Raw genomic sequence first — 16,355 nt, 5'->3', positions numbered from 1 at the left:
CGGTCGCTACCGCGGGAGCCAGTCCTCCGGCACGACCGTCAGGATCGACCCGGCCGCGGCCGTCGTGGTCGTCGTCGTGGCGGTCGGCCGGGGCCGCGTCGTGGTCGTCGTCGGCGTCGTGGGCTCCGTCGCGGAGGTCGGGGCCGTGGTCGTCGTCGGCGCCGTCGTGGTGGTCGGCGTCGTGGTCGTCGGCTCCGGCGTCGTGGTCGGCACCGTCGTCGTCGGCGTGGTCGGCCGGGTCGGGTACGTCGGCGTCGTCGGGCGGGTCGGCTCCGTCGGCAGCGTGACCGTCGGCTCCGTCGTCGACGTCGGCGGAACCGACGGCGAGGGCGACGGTGACGGCGGTCGCGTCGAGGTGGGCAGGTCGGTCGATCCGACCGGCAGCCCGGCGCGCGCCTCCGCGGCGCGGATCCGCTCCTCGAGCGCGGCGCGGTCCTTCTCGTTCTTCACCTTCGCGGCCTGCTGCCGGGCGCTGACCAGCGCGGCCTGCGCCTCCGCCTGGTTGCTGGAGTCGATCGCGTTGTCCGCGCTCTCGAGCTGCGCCTTCGCCTCCGAGGTGGCGATCGTCTGCGAGGCGGCGTCCGAGAAGACGACCTCCTTGACGCTCCACAGCGCACCGTCGCCCGGGCTCGCGGAGTTCACGAGCACCGTGCCGCCGCCGAGGATCGCCACGGCAGCGGCGGCCGCGCCGGCCACCAGGCCGAAGCGCTTGCCGCGCCGCGACGGGGCGTCACCGATCGGCGTCACGTCGCCGTTCCCGTCGCCCGACGGTGGGCCGTCGGCCGCGGGGGCCGGAGGCGGGGGCACCGGACGGGTGGGCCGCGCCGGGCGGAAGCCCCGCGTACGGCGCCCGGTTCCGATGGCGGCGACCATTTCGTCGACCGACGGGCCGGCCGGGACCGGCGTGGTGACGATCTCGTCGCGCCAGTCCGCGAGCAGCGACGCGAGAGCGAATTCGGTCTGATCCGCGGTGGTGACGGCACCGCCGGCCGCGAGCGCCTCGATCAGGTCGTCGTCGCGGCGGACCGCGGCGACGTCGACGGGCGCGCCGTCGTCGGTGACGCGGTCGACGAAGCCGGTGTCGTCGGCTCCCAGGTCGAGAGGTGCACCGGGCCGCATCGGGCGCATCGGCGGACCCAGACGGTGAGCGGCCGTGCGCTCGGGGTCGTGCGGGTCGAAGCCCCCGTGGTTGTCGCCCCTGTTGTTCTCGTCGGCCATGTCAGTTCTCACCTTCTTTCGCGATCTGGTTCTTCAGCTTGGTCAGCGCGCGGTGCTGGGCCACGCGAACGGCACCGGCGGTACCGCCCACGGCCTCCGCGGTCTCCTCGGCCGACAGGCCGACGACCACGCGGAGGATCAGGATCTCGCGCTGCTTCTCGGGGAGCGTGCTGAGCAGTCGGGCCATGTCACGGCTCGCCTCGGTGGCGAGCGCGTGGCTCTCGGGCCCGCCTTCCAGCGACGCTCTCTCTGGAATCTCGCCCACGGGGTCGGATTTGTTACGCGAGGCGTTCCGGAAGCCGTCCGCGACCTTGTGCGCGGCGATGCCGTACACGAACGCCATGAAGGGACGCCCCTGGTCCTGATAACGGGGCAGCGCCGTCATCACAGCCATGCACACCTCCTGCGCGAGATCCTCAGCCGACAGCGAGTGACGCTCGCCGCCCCCGACCCGCGCACGGCAGTACCGCACGACGAGGGGTCGGATGGTGTCGAGAACATCTGCGAGCGCAGACCTGTCGCCCTGCGCTGCTTCGCGCACGGCCCGGTCGAGCTCCTCACCTGTCAGATTCATCGCCAGCCTGCATTCCGCCGTTACACCCCTGCCAGATCCGCGCCATCACGAACCCATTCCTCCTCCAGAGCAGCCGCGATCCGTGCCGCCCCCGCGCCCCGCTCCTCCCCTGACGTGCCGCTCATCATTTTCGCACCGGCCCACCTTAGAGGATTCAACACCGACTCGGTGGCGACCCGGTACGCGTTCTCGACAAGTTCCGCGGCCCGGTCGGCCTGCCCCGAGGCCATCGCCGCGGCGCCCGCGATGAGGAGCGTCTTCGCGTGATGACGCGGGCGGCCCGGTCCCGGATCGGCCGTGAGCAGGGCGTCGACGGCGTCCGCCGCGCCCGCGGTGTCCCCGGAGTACACGGCGAGCTCTGCGGCCACCCAGTCCCGGCGCAGCCGGGCGCGGGGCACTGCCCACCACGGGACCGGCCCCGACGGCGCACCGTCGGCCCCGGCCGTCGCGGCCGCACCGGCGTCGTGTGCCGCGAGGTGCTCGTCGGCGCGCGAGAGGAGCCGCGCACCGAGGGCGTACCGTCCGGTCCCCAGGGCGTCCGCCGCGAGCCCCACCGTCGCGTCGATCGTCAATGCCACGCTCATGCCGTACACAGGTTGTTCACACCCTGTGTATGCAATCGCCAATGCGGCGGCGTCGGGAACCGTGGCGGCGCGGTGCCGGCCGGACTGCCGCAGCATCGACGCCTCGAGACACCGGGCGGCGGATCCGAAGGAACCGTCGGACACCCCCGCGGTGAGGGCGCGCGCGGCGGCGAACCGCCCGGCGCCGGCCAGCGCCACCGCCCGCAGCCACGCCCGTCCCTGCGGACCGTCGAGCGGCCCGACGGGACCGCAGTCCGTTCCGAACGCCGCCACGAGGAGCGCCTCCGTGGAGGCGCCTGACTGTCCAGTTTCCAAAGATTTAACCTTCCAGAATTTGCAGGCGTGACAATGGCGCACGGAGGCCGTTCACAGGCGTTGACGTTACCGGCATGTAAGGCGATTCCGGCCCGTCGACCGCCACCGAACCATCCATCGTTACGGCGTACGATAAATCGAAACATAGCATCACCTGCAGGAATCCCTCACAGGACACTCGGTTCACGGTCGCAATTCCCAGGATGCATACCGCCGGGATGAATGAACACGACGTTAATTCTCACGCTGATCGAATCACCCCCCGGATACCCCCGAGCGGGTTGACCTTCGTCTAGCGAACTGCCTACGGTGAGAGCGCGAGAGGAACAACGACGTTTCCACGCCCGCGAGACCGCCGAGTGTTTGGAGAATGCGCATGCCTCAACCCAACGAGCTCCCCGGTCCCAACTCGGACTTCTGGGACTGGCAGATGCACGGCGTGTGTCGCGGGGTCGACAGCTCGGTGTTCTTCCATCCCGACGGCGAGCGCGGCCGGGCCCGTGCGCAGCGCGAGCGGCGCGCCAAGGAGCTGTGCCGGACGTGCCCCGTCCTCGCCCAGTGCCGCGCGCACGCGATCACCGTCGCCGAGCCCTACGGGATCTGGGGCGGCCTGTCGGAGTCGGAGCGCGCAGCCCTCGCGTCGAAGTCGCGGGTCAAGACCAGCCGCATCGCGGGCTGACGCCCCACGGAACGCAGGAGCGCCCCCGACCGGCCGGTCGGGGGCGCTCCGTTCTGCGCGAGCTCGGGAGCCGCTCCTAGTGGGAGTGGCCCGCGTGCGCGTCCTCGGCCTGCTCGGCCGGCTTGTCGACGACGGTGACCTCGGTGGTGAGGATCATCCGCGCCACCGACGCGGCGTTCACCACGGCGCTGCGGGTGACCTTCACCGGGTCGATGACGCCGTCGGCGATGAGATCGCCGAAGACCAGCGTGGCGGCGTTGAAGCCCTTGCCGGTCTCGGTCACCTGGTTGACGATGACCGCACCGTCCTCGCCGGCGTTGGTGGCGATCCAGTACAGCGGGGCGGTCAGCGCGCGCCGGAAGGCACGCACGCCCAGCTTGAAGTCGCCCTCGGCGCCGTCCTCGAGGTCGGCCAGCTGCGCGCTGACCTTGACCAGCGCGGTGCCGCCGCCGGAGACGATGCCCTCCTCGACCGCGGCGCGCGCGGCGGAGACGGCGTCCTCGACGCGGTGCTTGCGCTCCTTGAGCTCGGTCTCGGTGTGCGCACCCACGCGGATCACGGCCACGCCGCCGGCCAGCTTCGCGAGGCGCTCGGAGAGCTTCTCGCGGTCCCAGTCGGAGTCGCTGTTCTCGATCTCGGCCTTGATCTGCGCCGCGCGCTGCTTGACGTCCTCCGAGGAGCCGGCACCGTCGACGATGGTGGTGGCGTCCTTGGTCACCTCGACGCGCCGGGCGCTGCCCAGCAGGTCGATGCCGGCCGTGGCCAGGCTCAGGCCTAGGTCGGTGTTGATGACGGTGCCGCCGGTGACGATGGCGAGATCCTCGAGGAAGGCCTTGCGGCGATCACCGAAGAACGGCGCCTTCACGGCGACGGCGCGGATGGTCTTGCGCAGGGTGTTGAGCACCAGGGTCGACAGGGGCTCGCCCTCGACGTCCTCGGCGACGATCAGCACCGGCTTGCCGGTCTCGAGGATCTTCTCGAGCAGCGGCAGGAAGTCGGGCAGCGACGTGATCTTGTCGCGGACCAGCAGCACCAGGGCGTCGTCGAAGACGACCTTGCGCTCCTCGAGGTCCGTGACGAAGTTCGGGGAGATGTAGCCCTTGTCGAACTGCACGCCCTCGGTCACGACGACGTCGGTCTCGACGCCCGAGCTCTCCTCGATCGTGACGACGCCGTCGGCGCCGACCTTGGTCATCGCGGAGCCGATCATCGCGCCCAGCTCCGCGTCGCGCGAGCTGACGGTCGCGACCTGCGCGATCGCCTTCTCGCCGTCAACCGGGGTGGCCTGCGAGACCAGGATCTCGGCGGCCTTGTCCGCCGCCGCGCCGATGCCCTTGCCGAACTCGATCGGGTTGGCGCCGGCCGCGACGTTGCGCAGGCCCTCCTTGACGATCGCCTGTGCGAGCACGGTGGCGGTCGTGGTGCCGTCGCCGGCGATGTCGTTGGTCTTGGTCGCCACGGACTTCACCAGCTGGGCGCCCAGGTTCTCGACCGGGTCCTCCAGCTCGATCTCCTTGGCGATGGTCACGCCGTCGTTGGTGACGACGGGGCCGCCGAAGGCCTTCGCCAGCACCACGTGGCGGCCACGGGGGCCGAGGGTGACCTTGACCGCGTCGGCGAGCTCGTCGACACCGGCCTCCAGGCTGCGGCGCGCCGACTCGTCGAATGCGATTTGCTTAGCCATGTTTCAAAGCTCCTCAAGCTCTGCGGAAACGGCCGGACCGCCCCGTCCCGGGCTGATTCCCAGGGGCGGGGCGGTCCGGAATTCGCACGTGTGCGCCGTTACTTGCCGATGACGGCCAGGACGTCGCGCGCGGAGAGCACGAGGTACTCCTCGCCGTCGTAGTTGAACTCGGTGCCGCCGTACTTGCTGAACAGCACGGTGTCGCCCTCGTTGATGCCGGTCGGAACCCGGTTGCCCTGCTCCGTCACGCGGCCCTCGCCCACGGCGACGACGGTGCCGGTCTGCGGCTTCTCCTTGGCGGTGTCCGGGATGACCAGGCCCGACGCGGTGGTGGTCTCGGCCTCGGTGGCCTTCACCAGGATCTTGTCGTCAAGCGGCTTGATGTTCACGCTCGCCACAGTTCGCCTCCATGTGTGGAAAATCTTCTGTATGTCAGGGTGGCCCGAAAGTCACAGCCGTCGTCGCGGGTGCCGGCGTCACCTTGTGCGCGCGGATCTCCCCGCGCACACGAACCACTTAGCACTCTACCGATGGGAGTGCTAGCACTCAAGGGCGGTGTTCGGACAATTCAGTGGGTGAGATGCTCCACCATCAGAACCTGCAGTTCACCGACGAGGAAGCCGAGGATCGCGCCCACCATGATGAGCGTCTTCTCGTCCGCCTGGAACGCCGGGCGGAGCACGCCCTCGAACTCGTCGGGGGTCATCGCCGCCATCTTCTGCACCATCGTCGTGCGGATGTCGAGCTTCGCGTCGAGATAGTCGTTGGCGTCCCCCAGCATCACCGGCATCGACGCGACGAAGTCGTCCGCGCCCGCGCGCGACATCGGCCCGATCTGGGCCATGTCGAGGCCGCCCACGACCCTGCCCACCTGCCCGCCGACCGCGCCGCCCACCATCCCCACCGCGTCCGCGACCACGCCGACCAGGTTCCCCGCCGTGAGCGGGCCGACGCCGACCTTGTCGAGCCCGAGGTTCTGCGCGTTGCTCCGCAGCGCCTTCTCGACGCTGGGGATCTCGTCCTCCATCGCCTCGCGCAGCACGCCCGCCACGACGGTCACCAGCTGGTCGCGCTGCGGGCCCGTGAACAGCGAGCGGACCAGCCGCTCCGCGGTGAGCACGCGGGTGGCGATGAGCGCGCCGTACTCCTCGGAGACGGGGATGCGGTGCTTCTGGAACAGGCCCTGCCACGGGATGAAGCCGAGGTACTTCTTCGGCTCCTTCGGGTTGAAGATCAGCCGCAGCGCGGCCCAGTCGGTGAACCAGCCGGTGAAGAGGCCGAACAGCGGCATGATCCACGGATTGCGGAAGAGCGCCCAGCAGGCGGCCTGCAGCAGGCCGATGAAGAAGCCGAAGACGAGGCCGCTGTTGCGGATGAAGGCGAACTCGCGCCGGCCCACGTCGAGGAACATCTTCTCGAGCACGTCCGGGTCGGCGAGTACCTCGCGCGTGACCATCTCCTTGAGGTCGAAGACCTCGTCGATGTTCTCCCGGATCGCCGCGACCAGCTTGGGAATGAGGTCCCGCGCGATGACCTGGGCGCGCTGGATCACCAACTCCTGGGCGGTCGACGGCAGCAGGTTCCACAGCGCGGGCTGGTACTCGGCGGCCACCTCCGGCACGATCCGCGCGACCTCACGGCGCAGCTGCCGCTCCATGCGATCGCCCAGCTCGTCCGCGTCGACCTTCTCGAGGATGTCCGACGCCGAGACCAGCCGGTCGGTGAGGGTGTCGCACAGCACCTCGACCATCTGCGGCGCCCGCTTCGGGATGATGCCCTGCCAGCCGAGCTTGCCGATGCCCTTGAACTGGTGCGGCCGGAACATCATCCGGATCGCGACCACCTTGGTCCCGTAGCCGATGAGCGCCGCGATGATCGGCATGGACAGGTAGATGAGCCAGTTCCGTTGAACGTCCGCAGTGATCTCGGCCCAGGTCTGCATGGCGGACACCCTACGCACGACGTTCGGTGAACGTGATGTGAATCACACGAGGGAGAGGTATCCCGCGAGGTGCGGTGCCCGCTCCAGAGCCTTCTCGATCCGTTCGTCCCGCCGGCCCGCGACGCGGTCGAGCCGGCGGCGGGTCGCCTCGTCCATCGGATAGAAGGCCTCGAGGACGAGGCTCTCGAGGACCACGTCGTGCGGGCCGCCGAACGTGGTGAGGGTGCTGACGAAAGCCAGCTCGGCTCCGTCATCGTCCCGCATCCGGAACGGGACGAAGACCCCGCGCGCGGGATCGGGTTCGACGGTGCCTGTCGGCGCCGGGTAGCCGCTCAGCTCGCGGTACAGCTCACCGAGCCGGGGGTCCGCGGTGCGGTCGTACGAGCGGCGCACCCGGGTGAGCACGGATTCCCGCACCTGCGCGTGGTTGAGCAGGCGCGGCGCGAGACCGTCGGGATGCAGCGTCAGCCGCATGACGTTGAGTGGCGCGGCGAGCAGCGCGGCGTCGACACCCGTGACGAAAAGCGCGGTCCCGGCGTTCGCGGTCACCAGGTCGAATCCCTCGCCGAGGACCAGCGCGGGGTAGGGCGCGTGGGCGGCGAGAACCGTCTCGAGCGCTGCGCGGACGGGCCGCATGGGCGCATCGTCGAGGGCGTGCGCCGAGTAGGCCGGCGCGAATCCCGCGGCCAGCAAGGCCTCGTTGCGAGCGCCGAGAGGCATCTCGAGTTGCTCCCCCAGCGCGGTCACGAGGCGCCGGCTCGGTCGTGCACGTCCGGTCTCCACGAAGCTCAGGTGGCGTGCGGAGACACCCACCGCTAGCGCGAGGTCCAACTGTGTGCGACGCCGCCGGACGCGCCACTCCCTGATCATCGCGCCGCACGTCACAGCTCCGACGCTAACCCGAGACGATCAGCGACCGCATTACCTCGTAGGTAATCGACGCGCGGCGATGTCGCCGCGAGACTCGTCGCCATGACCTCCGCGATCACCACCTCCGACCGACTCTCGCCCGCCTTCACCGCGATGGCGGCCGGCCGCATCGCCTGGGGCTCCGCAGCGGTGCTCGCCCCACGGATCAATCTGCGAATCGCGGGCGCGCCGTCGTTGGGGGCGCCGCACACCGACTATCTGATCGGAGTGTTCGGGGTGCGGGCCCTCGCCATCGGGCTCGGCTACGTCACGGGCGACACCGCGACGCGGGCGCGGTGGCGACGCCTCGGCCTGCTCATCGACGTGGTCGACACCGTGAACGGACTCGTCCGGCTCGGCGCGGCGCACGACGTCGAGTCGCGTCGCGCCGGACGCATGATGGTGGCGATCACCGGCGCGTACGCGACCGTCGGGCTGGCGGATGCCGCCGCTGGAATCGTCCGATCCCGTCAGGCGACCCGTCGCGGGCGATCCGACCGGGCCGCGTAGGCCGCGCCTACCCCCAGCAGGGTGATGCCGACCAGTAGGAAGGCGATCACGCGGACCGCACCGTCGAGGGCGGCGAGGTCGAAGAGGAAGAGCTTCGCGACGGCCCCGCCGATGAGCGCGAGCCCGGCGACGTTCCCGGCCGCGACCCAGTCGTGGCGCCGCTGCAACAGCAGGTACGCGCCGGTCGTGATCCAGGCGACGGTGGCGACGCCATGGCCCCAGCGGGCGCCCTCCGCACCGCCGAGCGCCCAGCCGAGGTTCGCGAGCAGCGCGGTCGCCGCGCCCAGGGCCGCGACGCCGCAGACCACGCCGACGAGGTTCCGGCTCTCCTCCGGCACCTGCGGCAGCAGTCGCCATGCGGCGACGACGGCGAAGACCAGTGCGAGGGCCGCGGCCGCGATCGCGGGGGCGGTGCCGGCGCCGCGGCGGACGGCCTCGTCGAGCAGGGTCGTCGTCGCGCCGTACCGCTCCAGCGCGACGGCGAGGCCCATGCCGCCGAGGGCCGCGCCGGCCCAGCAGGCCGACGGTTCGCGGCCGGCGGCGATCAGTGCGCCGGTCCCCAGGGCGAGCAGCACCGCGGGCAGCGAGGCGGCGGGCGTGCAGACCACGGACCCGATGAGCGCGACGAAGGCGGCGACGCCGAACCACACGCCGCGGACCGCGGGCGCTGTGCCTGGCAGGAGGCCGAGGGCGATCGTCGCCGCGACCAGGGCGAGCGCGGCGAACGCGGCCGCCCAGTCGGGAACGGCGATCATCGCGAGCAGCACCGGCGCCGCGGAGACGATCCCGGCGGAGACCAGCGCCCAGCACCGGCCGGCGCGGGCCTCGGGGTCGGCGGCGGCGAGGAGGCCGACGACGGCGCCGAGCACCGTCGCGCCGAGGATCGGGAGGGCGTCGGCCGATCCGGCGCCGAGGGCGAGCGCCGCGAGGGTGAGCGAGGTGCCGGCCGAGCGGACCACGTGCAGCCACGGCCACGCGGCCGGCCGCGAGACGCCGATCGAGGCGATGGCGAGGATCAGGGTGAAGCCGCCGAGCAGGTAGGCGTTGTCGGCGAGCGGCGGCGCCAGCAGATAGGCGGGGGCGTAGAGCGCGATCCCGAGCCACTGGCTGCGCCACCGCTGGGCGAGCGCGAGCCCGCCGAGTGCGATGAGGCCCGAGAGGGTGAGGCCCACGACCGGGGGCACCCACTCGTAGATCCCGGTGACGGCGACGGTGTCGAGGTAGGCCGCGGCGACGCCGGTGGCGGCGAGGGCGATGGACCCGATTCGTCCGCCGGGGCGCCGGTGCAGCCACAGCGCGGCGCCGAGGAGGCCCGCGGCGAGCGCGGTCCCGAGGCCGACGCGGACCGCCGGGCCGAGGAGCCCCGCCTGCGCGGCGAGGACGAGGAGCAGCGCGACACCGATCAGCGTCACGAGCACGCCCGCTCCGGCGAGCACCCGCGCGACCGTGAAGACGGGCGGCCGCACCGGCCGCGCGGGCGCGGGCGCCGGGAAGGGCATCGGCGGAGGCGGCGGCACCGGGCGCGGCTGGGGCGCCGGCACGGGAGCCGGCGCCGGCCGCTGCGCCTGGCTGATGAGGACGGGGGCGGCGACGGGCCGCTGCAGCACGCCGAGCTCGGCCTGCATCCACTGCAGTCGGCGGACGGTGATGTCGAGTTCGGTGGAGAGCCGGGCGATCCGGGCGTCTGATTGCGGGGCGTTCTGAGGCATGCCCTTACGCTGCCGCGCCGGGGTGCGGCGCGGCAGCGTAGGACTACTCAGTCGACGGCGGTACTTCCCACCTCGGCCTTCACTCCGGGAGCGGAGTCGGCACCGTCGGACCTGCCCGGGCGGGCGAGGGCGAGGATCGTCACCGTGCCCGCGAGGCCGACGAGGGTGAGCCCGACGACCACGGCGATGGCGGTGGTCATGCCGGGCAGCAGCTGCCCCGGCACGGCCTGTGCGCCCGCGCTGGTGGTGATCGCGGTGACGACGGCCATCATCACGGCGCCGCCCACCTGGATGAAGGTGTTGAGCAGGCCGGAGGCGAGGCCCTGCTCGTCGTCGTCCACGCCCTCGGTGGCCTGCGAGTTCACGGCCGGGAAGGTGAGGGCGAAGCCGACGCCGAGCAGCAGGATCGTCGGGAACAGGAACAGCCAGTAGCTGGCGCCGGCCTCCGCGCGGAGGAACCAGACGTACGCGCCGAGGAAGGCGGTGAGGCCGACGGCGACGAGGACGGTGCTGTTCACGCGGTCGAGCACGGCGTCGATCTTGGTCGCCGAGGCCACCACGAGCAGGCCGGCGGGCAGGAAGGCCAGCGACATGGCGACGGGGCTCCAGCCCAGCGAGTCCTGCACGTAGAGCGTGACCAGGAACTGGAAGGCCGCGTACCCGCCGAACATGACGAAGCCGGCGAGGTTGGCGTGCACCAGCCGGACGGAGCGCAGGATGCCCAGCCGGACCAGCGGGTGCCGGTGCTTGGCCTCGATCACCACGAAGGCGACCGCGAGCAGCGCGGACACGGCGAACAGGGTGAGCACCGTGGGCGAGGTCCACCCGAGGTGCGGCGCCTGGACCACCGTGTAGACGAGGATCAGCAGGGCACCGGTCGAGGTCAGGGCACCGGCCACGTCGAAGCGCTTGAAGGCGAAGGTCTCCGGCGGTGCGGTGCGCGGGATGACCTTCCACCCCAGGATGACCAGCGCGAGGGCGACCGGGCCGGGGAAGAGCAGGGTGAGCCGGTAGGAGACCTCGGTGAGCAGGCCACCGAAGACGAGGCCCATCGAGAAGCCGGAGGCTCCGGCGACCGTGTAGATGGAGAAGGCCTTGTTGCGGGCCGGGCCCTCGGCGAAGGTCGTGGTGATGATCGACAGGCCGGCGGGAACGGTGAAGGCCGCGGCGACGCCCTTGATGAAGCGCAGCGCGATCAGCGCGGTCGGCATGTCGACGAAGGCGGTGGCGACAGAGGCCACGCCGAAGACGAGGACGGCGCCGAGGAAGACGGGACGCCGGCCGATCAGGTCGGCGGCGCGACCGCCGAGGAGCAGCAGGCCGCCGTAGCCGAGGACATAGCCGGAGACGATCCACTGCAGGGACGACGGGTCCATGCCGAGGGCGGCCTTGATGGAGGGCAGCGCCACGCCCACCATCGAGATGTCGAGGGCGTCGAGGAACAGGGCGCCGCAGAGGACGAGCAGGAGCAGCCAGGTCCGGGAGGTCCAGCCGGAGGCGGTGGTGACGTGGAGTTCTTCCCTCCCGGGGGTCGGGTTCGACGGTGCTGTCGGGGGTTCGTGTGTCGTGGTCACTCCGGAGACTCTATGCGCACGCATTAAATGTGTCCACATTTAATGCGCAGGAATATTTTGCGTCGGTCCGGTGTAGACTGCGGGCATGAGCGTCAAAGGCGACGTCGCCCCGGTCGACGTGAGCACCTGCACCCCCGCGGACGACGCGCTGGCCGAGCAGTGGCACCGGCTGATGCGCGACTACTCCCGCATGACCTGCGCGCTCGACCGCGCGCTCGCGGCGCACGAGCTGACCTCGTCGGAGTTCGAGGTGCTCGAACAGCTCGAACTGGCCCGAGCCGGGGACCGCGCCAACGTGCGCATGGCCGACCTGGCCGAGCACGTGCACCTCTCCCAGTCGGCGCTCTCGCGTCTGGTCGCGCGCCTCGAGAAGGACGGCCTCGCGACCCGCAGCATGTGCGAGAGCGATCGACGGTCGGTGTTCACCGCCATCACCGACAGCGGCCGTCAGCGCTACGACGCGGCTCGGCCGACCCAGCGCGCGGTGTTGCGTGCCGAATCGGCCGAGTGCGGAATGCGGGAGTACCTCTGCGGCGAGGAGTGAACCTCGGCTCGGAGTGAACTTCGGCTCGGAGTGACGAGCCGACGGTCAGCCGTCGAGGCCTGCCACCGCGCGGTCGATGAGATCCGCGATCTCGCGGGGATGCGAGGCCAACGAGGCGTGGCTCGCGTCCAGCTCGATCACCTCGCGGGCGCCGATGCGCTCGGCCATCCGGCGCTCGTTGTCCGGGTGGATCATCCGATCCTGCGTGGACACCTGGTACCAGCTCGGCTTGTGCCGCCAGGCCGGATCCGTCACGGTGTCGCCGAACGTCGAGCCGAGCGGGGCCTTCTGCGTGACGGCCATGACGAGCGCGGCATCCTCGTCGAGGTCCTGGGCGAAGCTGTCGCGGAAGCGGTCCTGCGCGATCCACAGGTAGCCGTCGGAGTCGGGGGCGATCGCGTCGACGGCGGCCGGCGGGTGCTGCTCGGTGATCGCGCCGGGGCTCTCGCCCGCGTCGGGCGCGAAGGCCGCGACGTAGACCAGGCCCACGACGTTGGGCTGGTTCCCGGCCTCGGTGATCACGGCGCCGCCGTAGGAGTGGCCGACGAGCAGCACGGGGCCGTCGACCTGCGCGACCATCTTCCGCGTGCGCTCGGCGTCGTCGGCGAGCGAGGTGAGCGGGTTCTCGACGGCCCGCAGCTCGGGGTAGCCGCGGCGACGCAGCTCGACGATGAGATCTCCCCAGTGGGCGGCCCCGCCCCAGAATCCGTGGACCAGGACGATCGTGGGCTTCGTCATCGGTAGTGACCTTTCGTGTGCAGTGGCTTATCCTTGCCCTGTCCACGCTAGAAGGATGCAAGGTCAAATACCATGCCTGATTCACCCTCTTTCTTTGCCGATCGTCCAGACGATGCGCCGGACGCCCTCAGCGCGCTGCTTCGCGCCGTGCACCTGCGCGGCGACCGCGTGCGCCGCGGGTCCTCCACCCGGCCCGTCAGCCTGCGCATCACAGGACGGCGGGTCGTCCACCTCGCGGTATCCGAGGGGATGACGGTGCGCGTCGGCGGCACGCCGGTGGCGCTGGGCCCCTCCGACATGGCGCTGCTCCCCCGGGGCGACGAGCACGTGCTGTCCGGTCCCGCGGGCGCGGACTGGGTCACCGGCGAGTTCACCGCCGACCACGCCGTCGCCGACCCCGTGCTCGCGGTGCTGCCACCGGTGATCCACTGCTCGGGGGCGGCGCCCGACGCGCAGTGGCTGCGCGCGAGCCTGGAACTGCTCCTCGCCGAGACGGATTCGCCGAGCCCGGGCAGCCACGTCATGGCGGCGCGGATCCTCGACCTGCTCTTCATCCACGCACTGCGCCAGTGGGCGGCGGGAGCGGAGTCCGGCCCCGGCTGGCTGACCGCCGCGATGGACCCGAGGCTCGGACCGGTGCTGACCGCGGTGCACGCGCACCCCGAACACCCGTGGAGCATCGACGAACTCGCCCGCGTCGCCGCCTTGTCACGGTCGGCTTTGGCGGCACGGTTCACCCGCTCGCTGGGCGTGCCGCCGGCCGCGTACGTCGCCGCGCGGCGACTCGATCGGGCAGCAGAACTGTTGCGCGACACCGACTCCCCCGTCGCGGAAGTGGGCCGCGCGGTGGGCTACGCGTCGGAGGCGGGTTTCAGCCGGGCCTTCCACCGCCGCTTCGGCACCCCTCCCCTGCGCTGGCGCGCGCAGCAGTAGCGGTCCTCACGCCCCCGCGGGCGCGGATCGCCACCGCCCGTCGGCGGTGCGGTAGCCGAGCGCGTAACTCGGACACCGGTCGACGACGGTGACGACCTCGTCGACCGTGGCACCGTCGGTGACGATCCAGGGACGGCGCGTGTTGTCGAAGACCGTGGGAAGTCCCCGGACGCACTCCGCCGCATGCCGGCAGCGAGCCGGTTCCCAGGTGATGACGAATCCGTTTCCCGCGTATTCGATGATGCGCGGCCGGTCGGTGCCCTCGGTCATGACGACCTCCTCGTCCTGCCACCGATTCTCTCACCGGACGACGGATCCCGCCGTGTTCCAGGACGAACGGGGCGGGATCAGTCGCGCGGAGGAATACCGTCGCGGAGCGCTACTTCGCAGCGGCCGGGGCGACCTCGGCCGGAGCGTCCGTCTCGGCGGGGTCCTCCACCTGGGGCTTGGGGATCATCAGCGCGATGACGCCGGCGAGCAGCGCGGCGACGGCGGCGACCACGAAGATCGTCTCGAACGCGCCCTGCGTGGGGATCACGTGTCCGGCCATCGTCACCGACTTGGCGGAGATGATCGCGGCGGCGACGGCGGAGCAGATCGTGGTTCCCAACGAGCGCATCAGCGCGTTCAGGCCGATCGCGGCGCCGGTCTCGCTCTGCGGCACAGAGGACATGATGATCGTGGGCATGGCGGCGTAGGCGATCGCGACGCCGACGGTGCCCACGATCGACGCGAGCGAGAGCTTCCACGCGGCGTCCATGAGGAAGTACGCGAGCACGTAGCCGCCGGCCACGACGAACGCGCCGATGGCGAGGGTCACGGCGGGGCCGACCTTCTTGATGAGGATGCTGGAGACCGGCGCGAAGATCATCATCATGATGCCGCCGGGCATCATCCACAGGCCCGCCTCGAGCATGCTCTTGCCCAGGCCGAAACCGGTGGACGTGGGATACTCCATGATCTGCGGGACGCAGAGCATCATCGCCATCATGCCGAAGCCGATGGTCACGGTCGCGATGTTGGTGATGAGCACGCGGGGCCGCGCGGAGGTCCGCAGGTCGACGAGCGGATCGTCGTGCCGCAGTTCGAAGAAGCCCCACGCGACGAGCACGATGAGGCCGCCGACGAGCAGTCCGAGCGTGGTGCCGGACGTCCAGCCCCAGTCGTTGCCCTTGGAGACGGCGACGAGGGTCGCCACGAGGCCGACGGCGAGGCCGATCGAGCCGATCACGTCGATCCGGCCGCCGACGCCGGGGGCACCGTCGGGCAGCACGAACAGGACGGCGGCCAGGATGAGCCCGGCGAGCACCGTCGAGACCCAGAACAGCATGTGCCAGTCGTAGGTCTGCGCGATCCACGCCGAGAGCGGCAGGCCGATGGCGCCGCCGACGCCGAGGGTCGCGCTCATGGCGGCGACGGCCGTCGCGGTCATCGCCGGGGGCGTGACCTCGCGCATCATCGAGATGCCGACGGGGATGAAGGCCATGGCCAGGCCCTGCAGCACGCGGCCGAGCAGCATCAGGAGCAGCCCGGTGGACAGTGCCGCGGCGAGCGAGCCCGCGACGAGCAGCGCGGCGCTGAGGATGAGGACGCGACGCTTGCCGATCATGTCGGCGAGGCGGCCGCCGATGGGCATGGCGACGGCGGCGGCGAGCAGCGTGGCGGTGATGACCCAGGAGGCGTTCGCCGTCGAGGTGTTCAGCAGCTGCGGCAGCTCGGGCTGGATCGGGATCACGAGCGACTGCATGAGCGCGGCGACCATGCCGCCGAAGCACAGGATGATCACGGTCACGAGTGGGTGGTTCCGGCGGGAGCCGCTCGATGCGAGCGCGCCCTGTCCGGTAGCGGTGCTGGTCACGGGGACCACCTCTATACGTGGGGGAACGATTGAATGTGTGTAACATACATATCGTTGAACTGTGCAACCATATGCCTCGAGCGCGCACCGTGCAACACGGACATTCCACGCCTGACAGAATCGGCGCATCGATCCTCGAGGAGGAAGCATGGACGACGCGGCGCGCCGCCTCGAGCGGGAGATCACCGCCCTCGGGCGGCACATGCGGGCGCGCCCGCGGTCGATGGAGCTGCACCTCGACCGCTCGGCGTACATGGTGCTGCTGCTGCTCGACTACGCCGGGCCGAGCACGCTCAAGGAGATCGCCACCGAGCTCGAGCTGGAGCAATCCACCGTGAACAGGCAGGTCAACAAGGCCATCGAGCACGGCCTGCTCGAGGCCGACGGTGCCGTCTCCGGCCCGAAACGCATCCGCGCGACCGCCGCCGGACGGGCCGCGTTCCAGCGCGACCGCGACGTCAAGCTGCGCGGCATCGGGTCGATCATGGCCGACCTCGACGAGACCGACCGCGAGGCGCTGATCTCCGGCCTCACCGCCCTCAACGCGGCGCTCGCCGCGCGCGCCGGGGAGGCCTGAGGACCCC

General features: G+C 71.2%; 17 protein-coding genes. 5 read left to right on the top strand and 12 right to left on the bottom strand.

The window, feature by feature from the left end:
- Positions 1–6: 6 nt before the first annotated feature.
- From ACLQ3K_RS21450 to ACLQ3K_RS21440, 3 genes are read right to left on the bottom strand one after another with little or no spacing between them, the layout of a single operon-like run.
- The gene (locus tag ACLQ3K_RS21450; RefSeq protein WP_426001480.1) at positions 7–1,218 is read right to left on the bottom strand and encodes an anti-sigma-D factor RsdA; all 1,212 of its coding nucleotides are present in this window, start codon (positions 1,216–1,218) and stop codon (positions 7–9) included.
- 1 nt (position 1,219) lies between these two features.
- Complete coding sequence (locus ACLQ3K_RS21445) at positions 1,220–1,792, bottom strand: sigma-70 family RNA polymerase sigma factor (RefSeq protein WP_224650252.1); 573 nt, start codon at positions 1,790–1,792, stop codon at positions 1,220–1,222.
- Between the two features lie 20 nt (positions 1,793–1,812).
- The gene (locus ACLQ3K_RS21440; RefSeq protein WP_426001479.1) at positions 1,813–2,649 is read right to left on the bottom strand and encodes a hypothetical protein; all 837 of its coding nucleotides are present in this window, start codon (positions 2,647–2,649) and stop codon (positions 1,813–1,815) included.
- 418 nt (positions 2,650–3,067) lie between these two features.
- Between ACLQ3K_RS21440 and ACLQ3K_RS21435 the strand changes: the two genes are divergently transcribed.
- A complete protein-coding gene (locus ACLQ3K_RS21435) occupies positions 3,068–3,370 on the top strand; it encodes a WhiB family transcriptional regulator (protein WP_224650256.1) in 303 nt (100 codons plus the stop codon).
- 76 nt (positions 3,371–3,446) lie between these two features.
- Here ACLQ3K_RS21435 and groL read toward each other — a convergent pair whose 3' ends face one another.
- The 4 genes from groL to ACLQ3K_RS21415 all read right to left on the bottom strand — a co-directional run bounded on the left by groL (position 3,447) and on the right by ACLQ3K_RS21415 (position 7,866).
- Positions 3,447–5,054, bottom strand: a complete 1,608-nt coding sequence (gene groL, locus ACLQ3K_RS21430; protein ID WP_224650269.1) for a chaperonin GroEL — start codon at positions 5,052–5,054, stop codon at positions 3,447–3,449.
- 98 nt (positions 5,055–5,152) lie between these two features.
- Positions 5,153–5,452, bottom strand: coding sequence for a co-chaperone GroES (gene groES / locus ACLQ3K_RS21425; protein ID WP_068528650.1), 300 nt, complete (start codon positions 5,450–5,452; stop codon positions 5,153–5,155).
- 170 nt (positions 5,453–5,622) lie between these two features.
- Entirely contained in the window at positions 5,623–6,996 is a 1,374-nt protein-coding gene (locus ACLQ3K_RS21420; RefSeq protein ID WP_426001478.1) for a DUF445 domain-containing protein, read from the bottom strand.
- A 42-nt stretch (positions 6,997–7,038) separates the two neighbouring features.
- Positions 7,039–7,866: a helix-turn-helix domain-containing protein gene (locus tag ACLQ3K_RS21415; RefSeq protein ID WP_426001476.1), complete on the bottom strand. Its 828-nt coding sequence runs from the start codon at positions 7,864–7,866 to the stop codon at positions 7,039–7,041.
- 102 nt (positions 7,867–7,968) lie between these two features.
- On the opposite strand from ACLQ3K_RS21415, the gene ACLQ3K_RS21410 reads away from it, so the two are divergent.
- Positions 7,969–8,415 carry a hypothetical protein gene (locus tag ACLQ3K_RS21410; RefSeq protein ID WP_426001474.1) on the top strand — a complete coding sequence of 149 codons (447 nt, stop codon included), beginning with the start codon at positions 7,969–7,971 and terminating at the stop codon, positions 8,413–8,415.
- Here ACLQ3K_RS21410 and ACLQ3K_RS21405 read toward each other — a convergent pair.
- Both ACLQ3K_RS21405 and ACLQ3K_RS21400 read right to left on the bottom strand, forming a co-directional pair.
- Positions 8,376–10,124, bottom strand: coding sequence for a DUF2339 domain-containing protein (locus ACLQ3K_RS21405; RefSeq protein ID WP_426001473.1), 1,749 nt, complete (start codon positions 10,122–10,124; stop codon positions 8,376–8,378). The two genes, ACLQ3K_RS21410 and ACLQ3K_RS21405, sit on opposite strands and share 40 nt — an antisense overlap.
- A 47-nt stretch (positions 10,125–10,171) precedes the next feature.
- Entirely contained in the window at positions 10,172–11,722 is a 1,551-nt protein-coding gene (locus ACLQ3K_RS21400) for an MFS transporter (RefSeq protein WP_426001471.1), read from the bottom strand.
- 61 nt (positions 11,723–11,783) lie between these two features.
- Between ACLQ3K_RS21400 and ACLQ3K_RS21395 the strand changes: the two genes are divergently transcribed.
- Entirely contained in the window at positions 11,784–12,242 is a 459-nt protein-coding gene (locus tag ACLQ3K_RS21395) for a MarR family winged helix-turn-helix transcriptional regulator (protein WP_374201365.1), read from the top strand.
- A gap of 45 nt (positions 12,243–12,287) precedes the next feature.
- On the opposite strand, the gene ACLQ3K_RS21390 is transcribed toward ACLQ3K_RS21395, so the two are convergent.
- The gene (locus tag ACLQ3K_RS21390) at positions 12,288–12,980 is read right to left on the bottom strand and encodes an alpha/beta hydrolase (protein ID WP_224651245.1); all 693 of its coding nucleotides are present in this window, start codon (positions 12,978–12,980) and stop codon (positions 12,288–12,290) included.
- A gap of 72 nt (positions 12,981–13,052) precedes the next feature.
- On the opposite strand from ACLQ3K_RS21390, the gene ACLQ3K_RS21385 reads away from it, so the two are divergent.
- On the top strand, positions 13,053–13,913 hold the full coding sequence (locus ACLQ3K_RS21385) for a cupin domain-containing protein (protein WP_426001470.1): 861 nt from the start codon (positions 13,053–13,055) through the stop codon (positions 13,911–13,913).
- A 6-nt stretch (positions 13,914–13,919) separates the two neighbouring features.
- On the opposite strand, the gene ACLQ3K_RS21380 is transcribed toward ACLQ3K_RS21385, so the two are convergent.
- Both ACLQ3K_RS21380 and ACLQ3K_RS21375 read right to left on the bottom strand, forming a co-directional pair.
- Positions 13,920–14,183 carry a (4Fe-4S)-binding protein gene (locus ACLQ3K_RS21380; RefSeq protein WP_426001469.1) on the bottom strand — a complete coding sequence of 88 codons (264 nt, stop codon included), beginning with the start codon at positions 14,181–14,183 and terminating at the stop codon, positions 13,920–13,922.
- Between the two features lie 109 nt (positions 14,184–14,292).
- Positions 14,293–15,780 (bottom strand): MFS transporter, encoded by a 1,488-nt coding sequence (locus ACLQ3K_RS21375; RefSeq protein WP_426001468.1) that lies wholly within the window; start codon positions 15,778–15,780, stop codon positions 14,293–14,295.
- 139 nt (positions 15,781–15,919) lie between these two features.
- On the opposite strand from ACLQ3K_RS21375, the gene ACLQ3K_RS21370 reads away from it, so the two are divergent.
- Entirely contained in the window at positions 15,920–16,348 is a 429-nt protein-coding gene (locus ACLQ3K_RS21370; protein WP_336671246.1) for a MarR family winged helix-turn-helix transcriptional regulator, read from the top strand.
- Positions 16,349–16,355: the final 7 nt, after the last annotated feature.

The sequence above is a fragment of the Tsukamurella sp. DT100 genome, assembly GCF_049844855.1.
GTDB lineage: Bacteria > Actinomycetota > Actinomycetes > Mycobacteriales > Mycobacteriaceae > Tsukamurella.
Note: the sequence above shows the minus strand (reverse complement) of the source record. Positions and strands in the feature narration are given on the sequence as shown.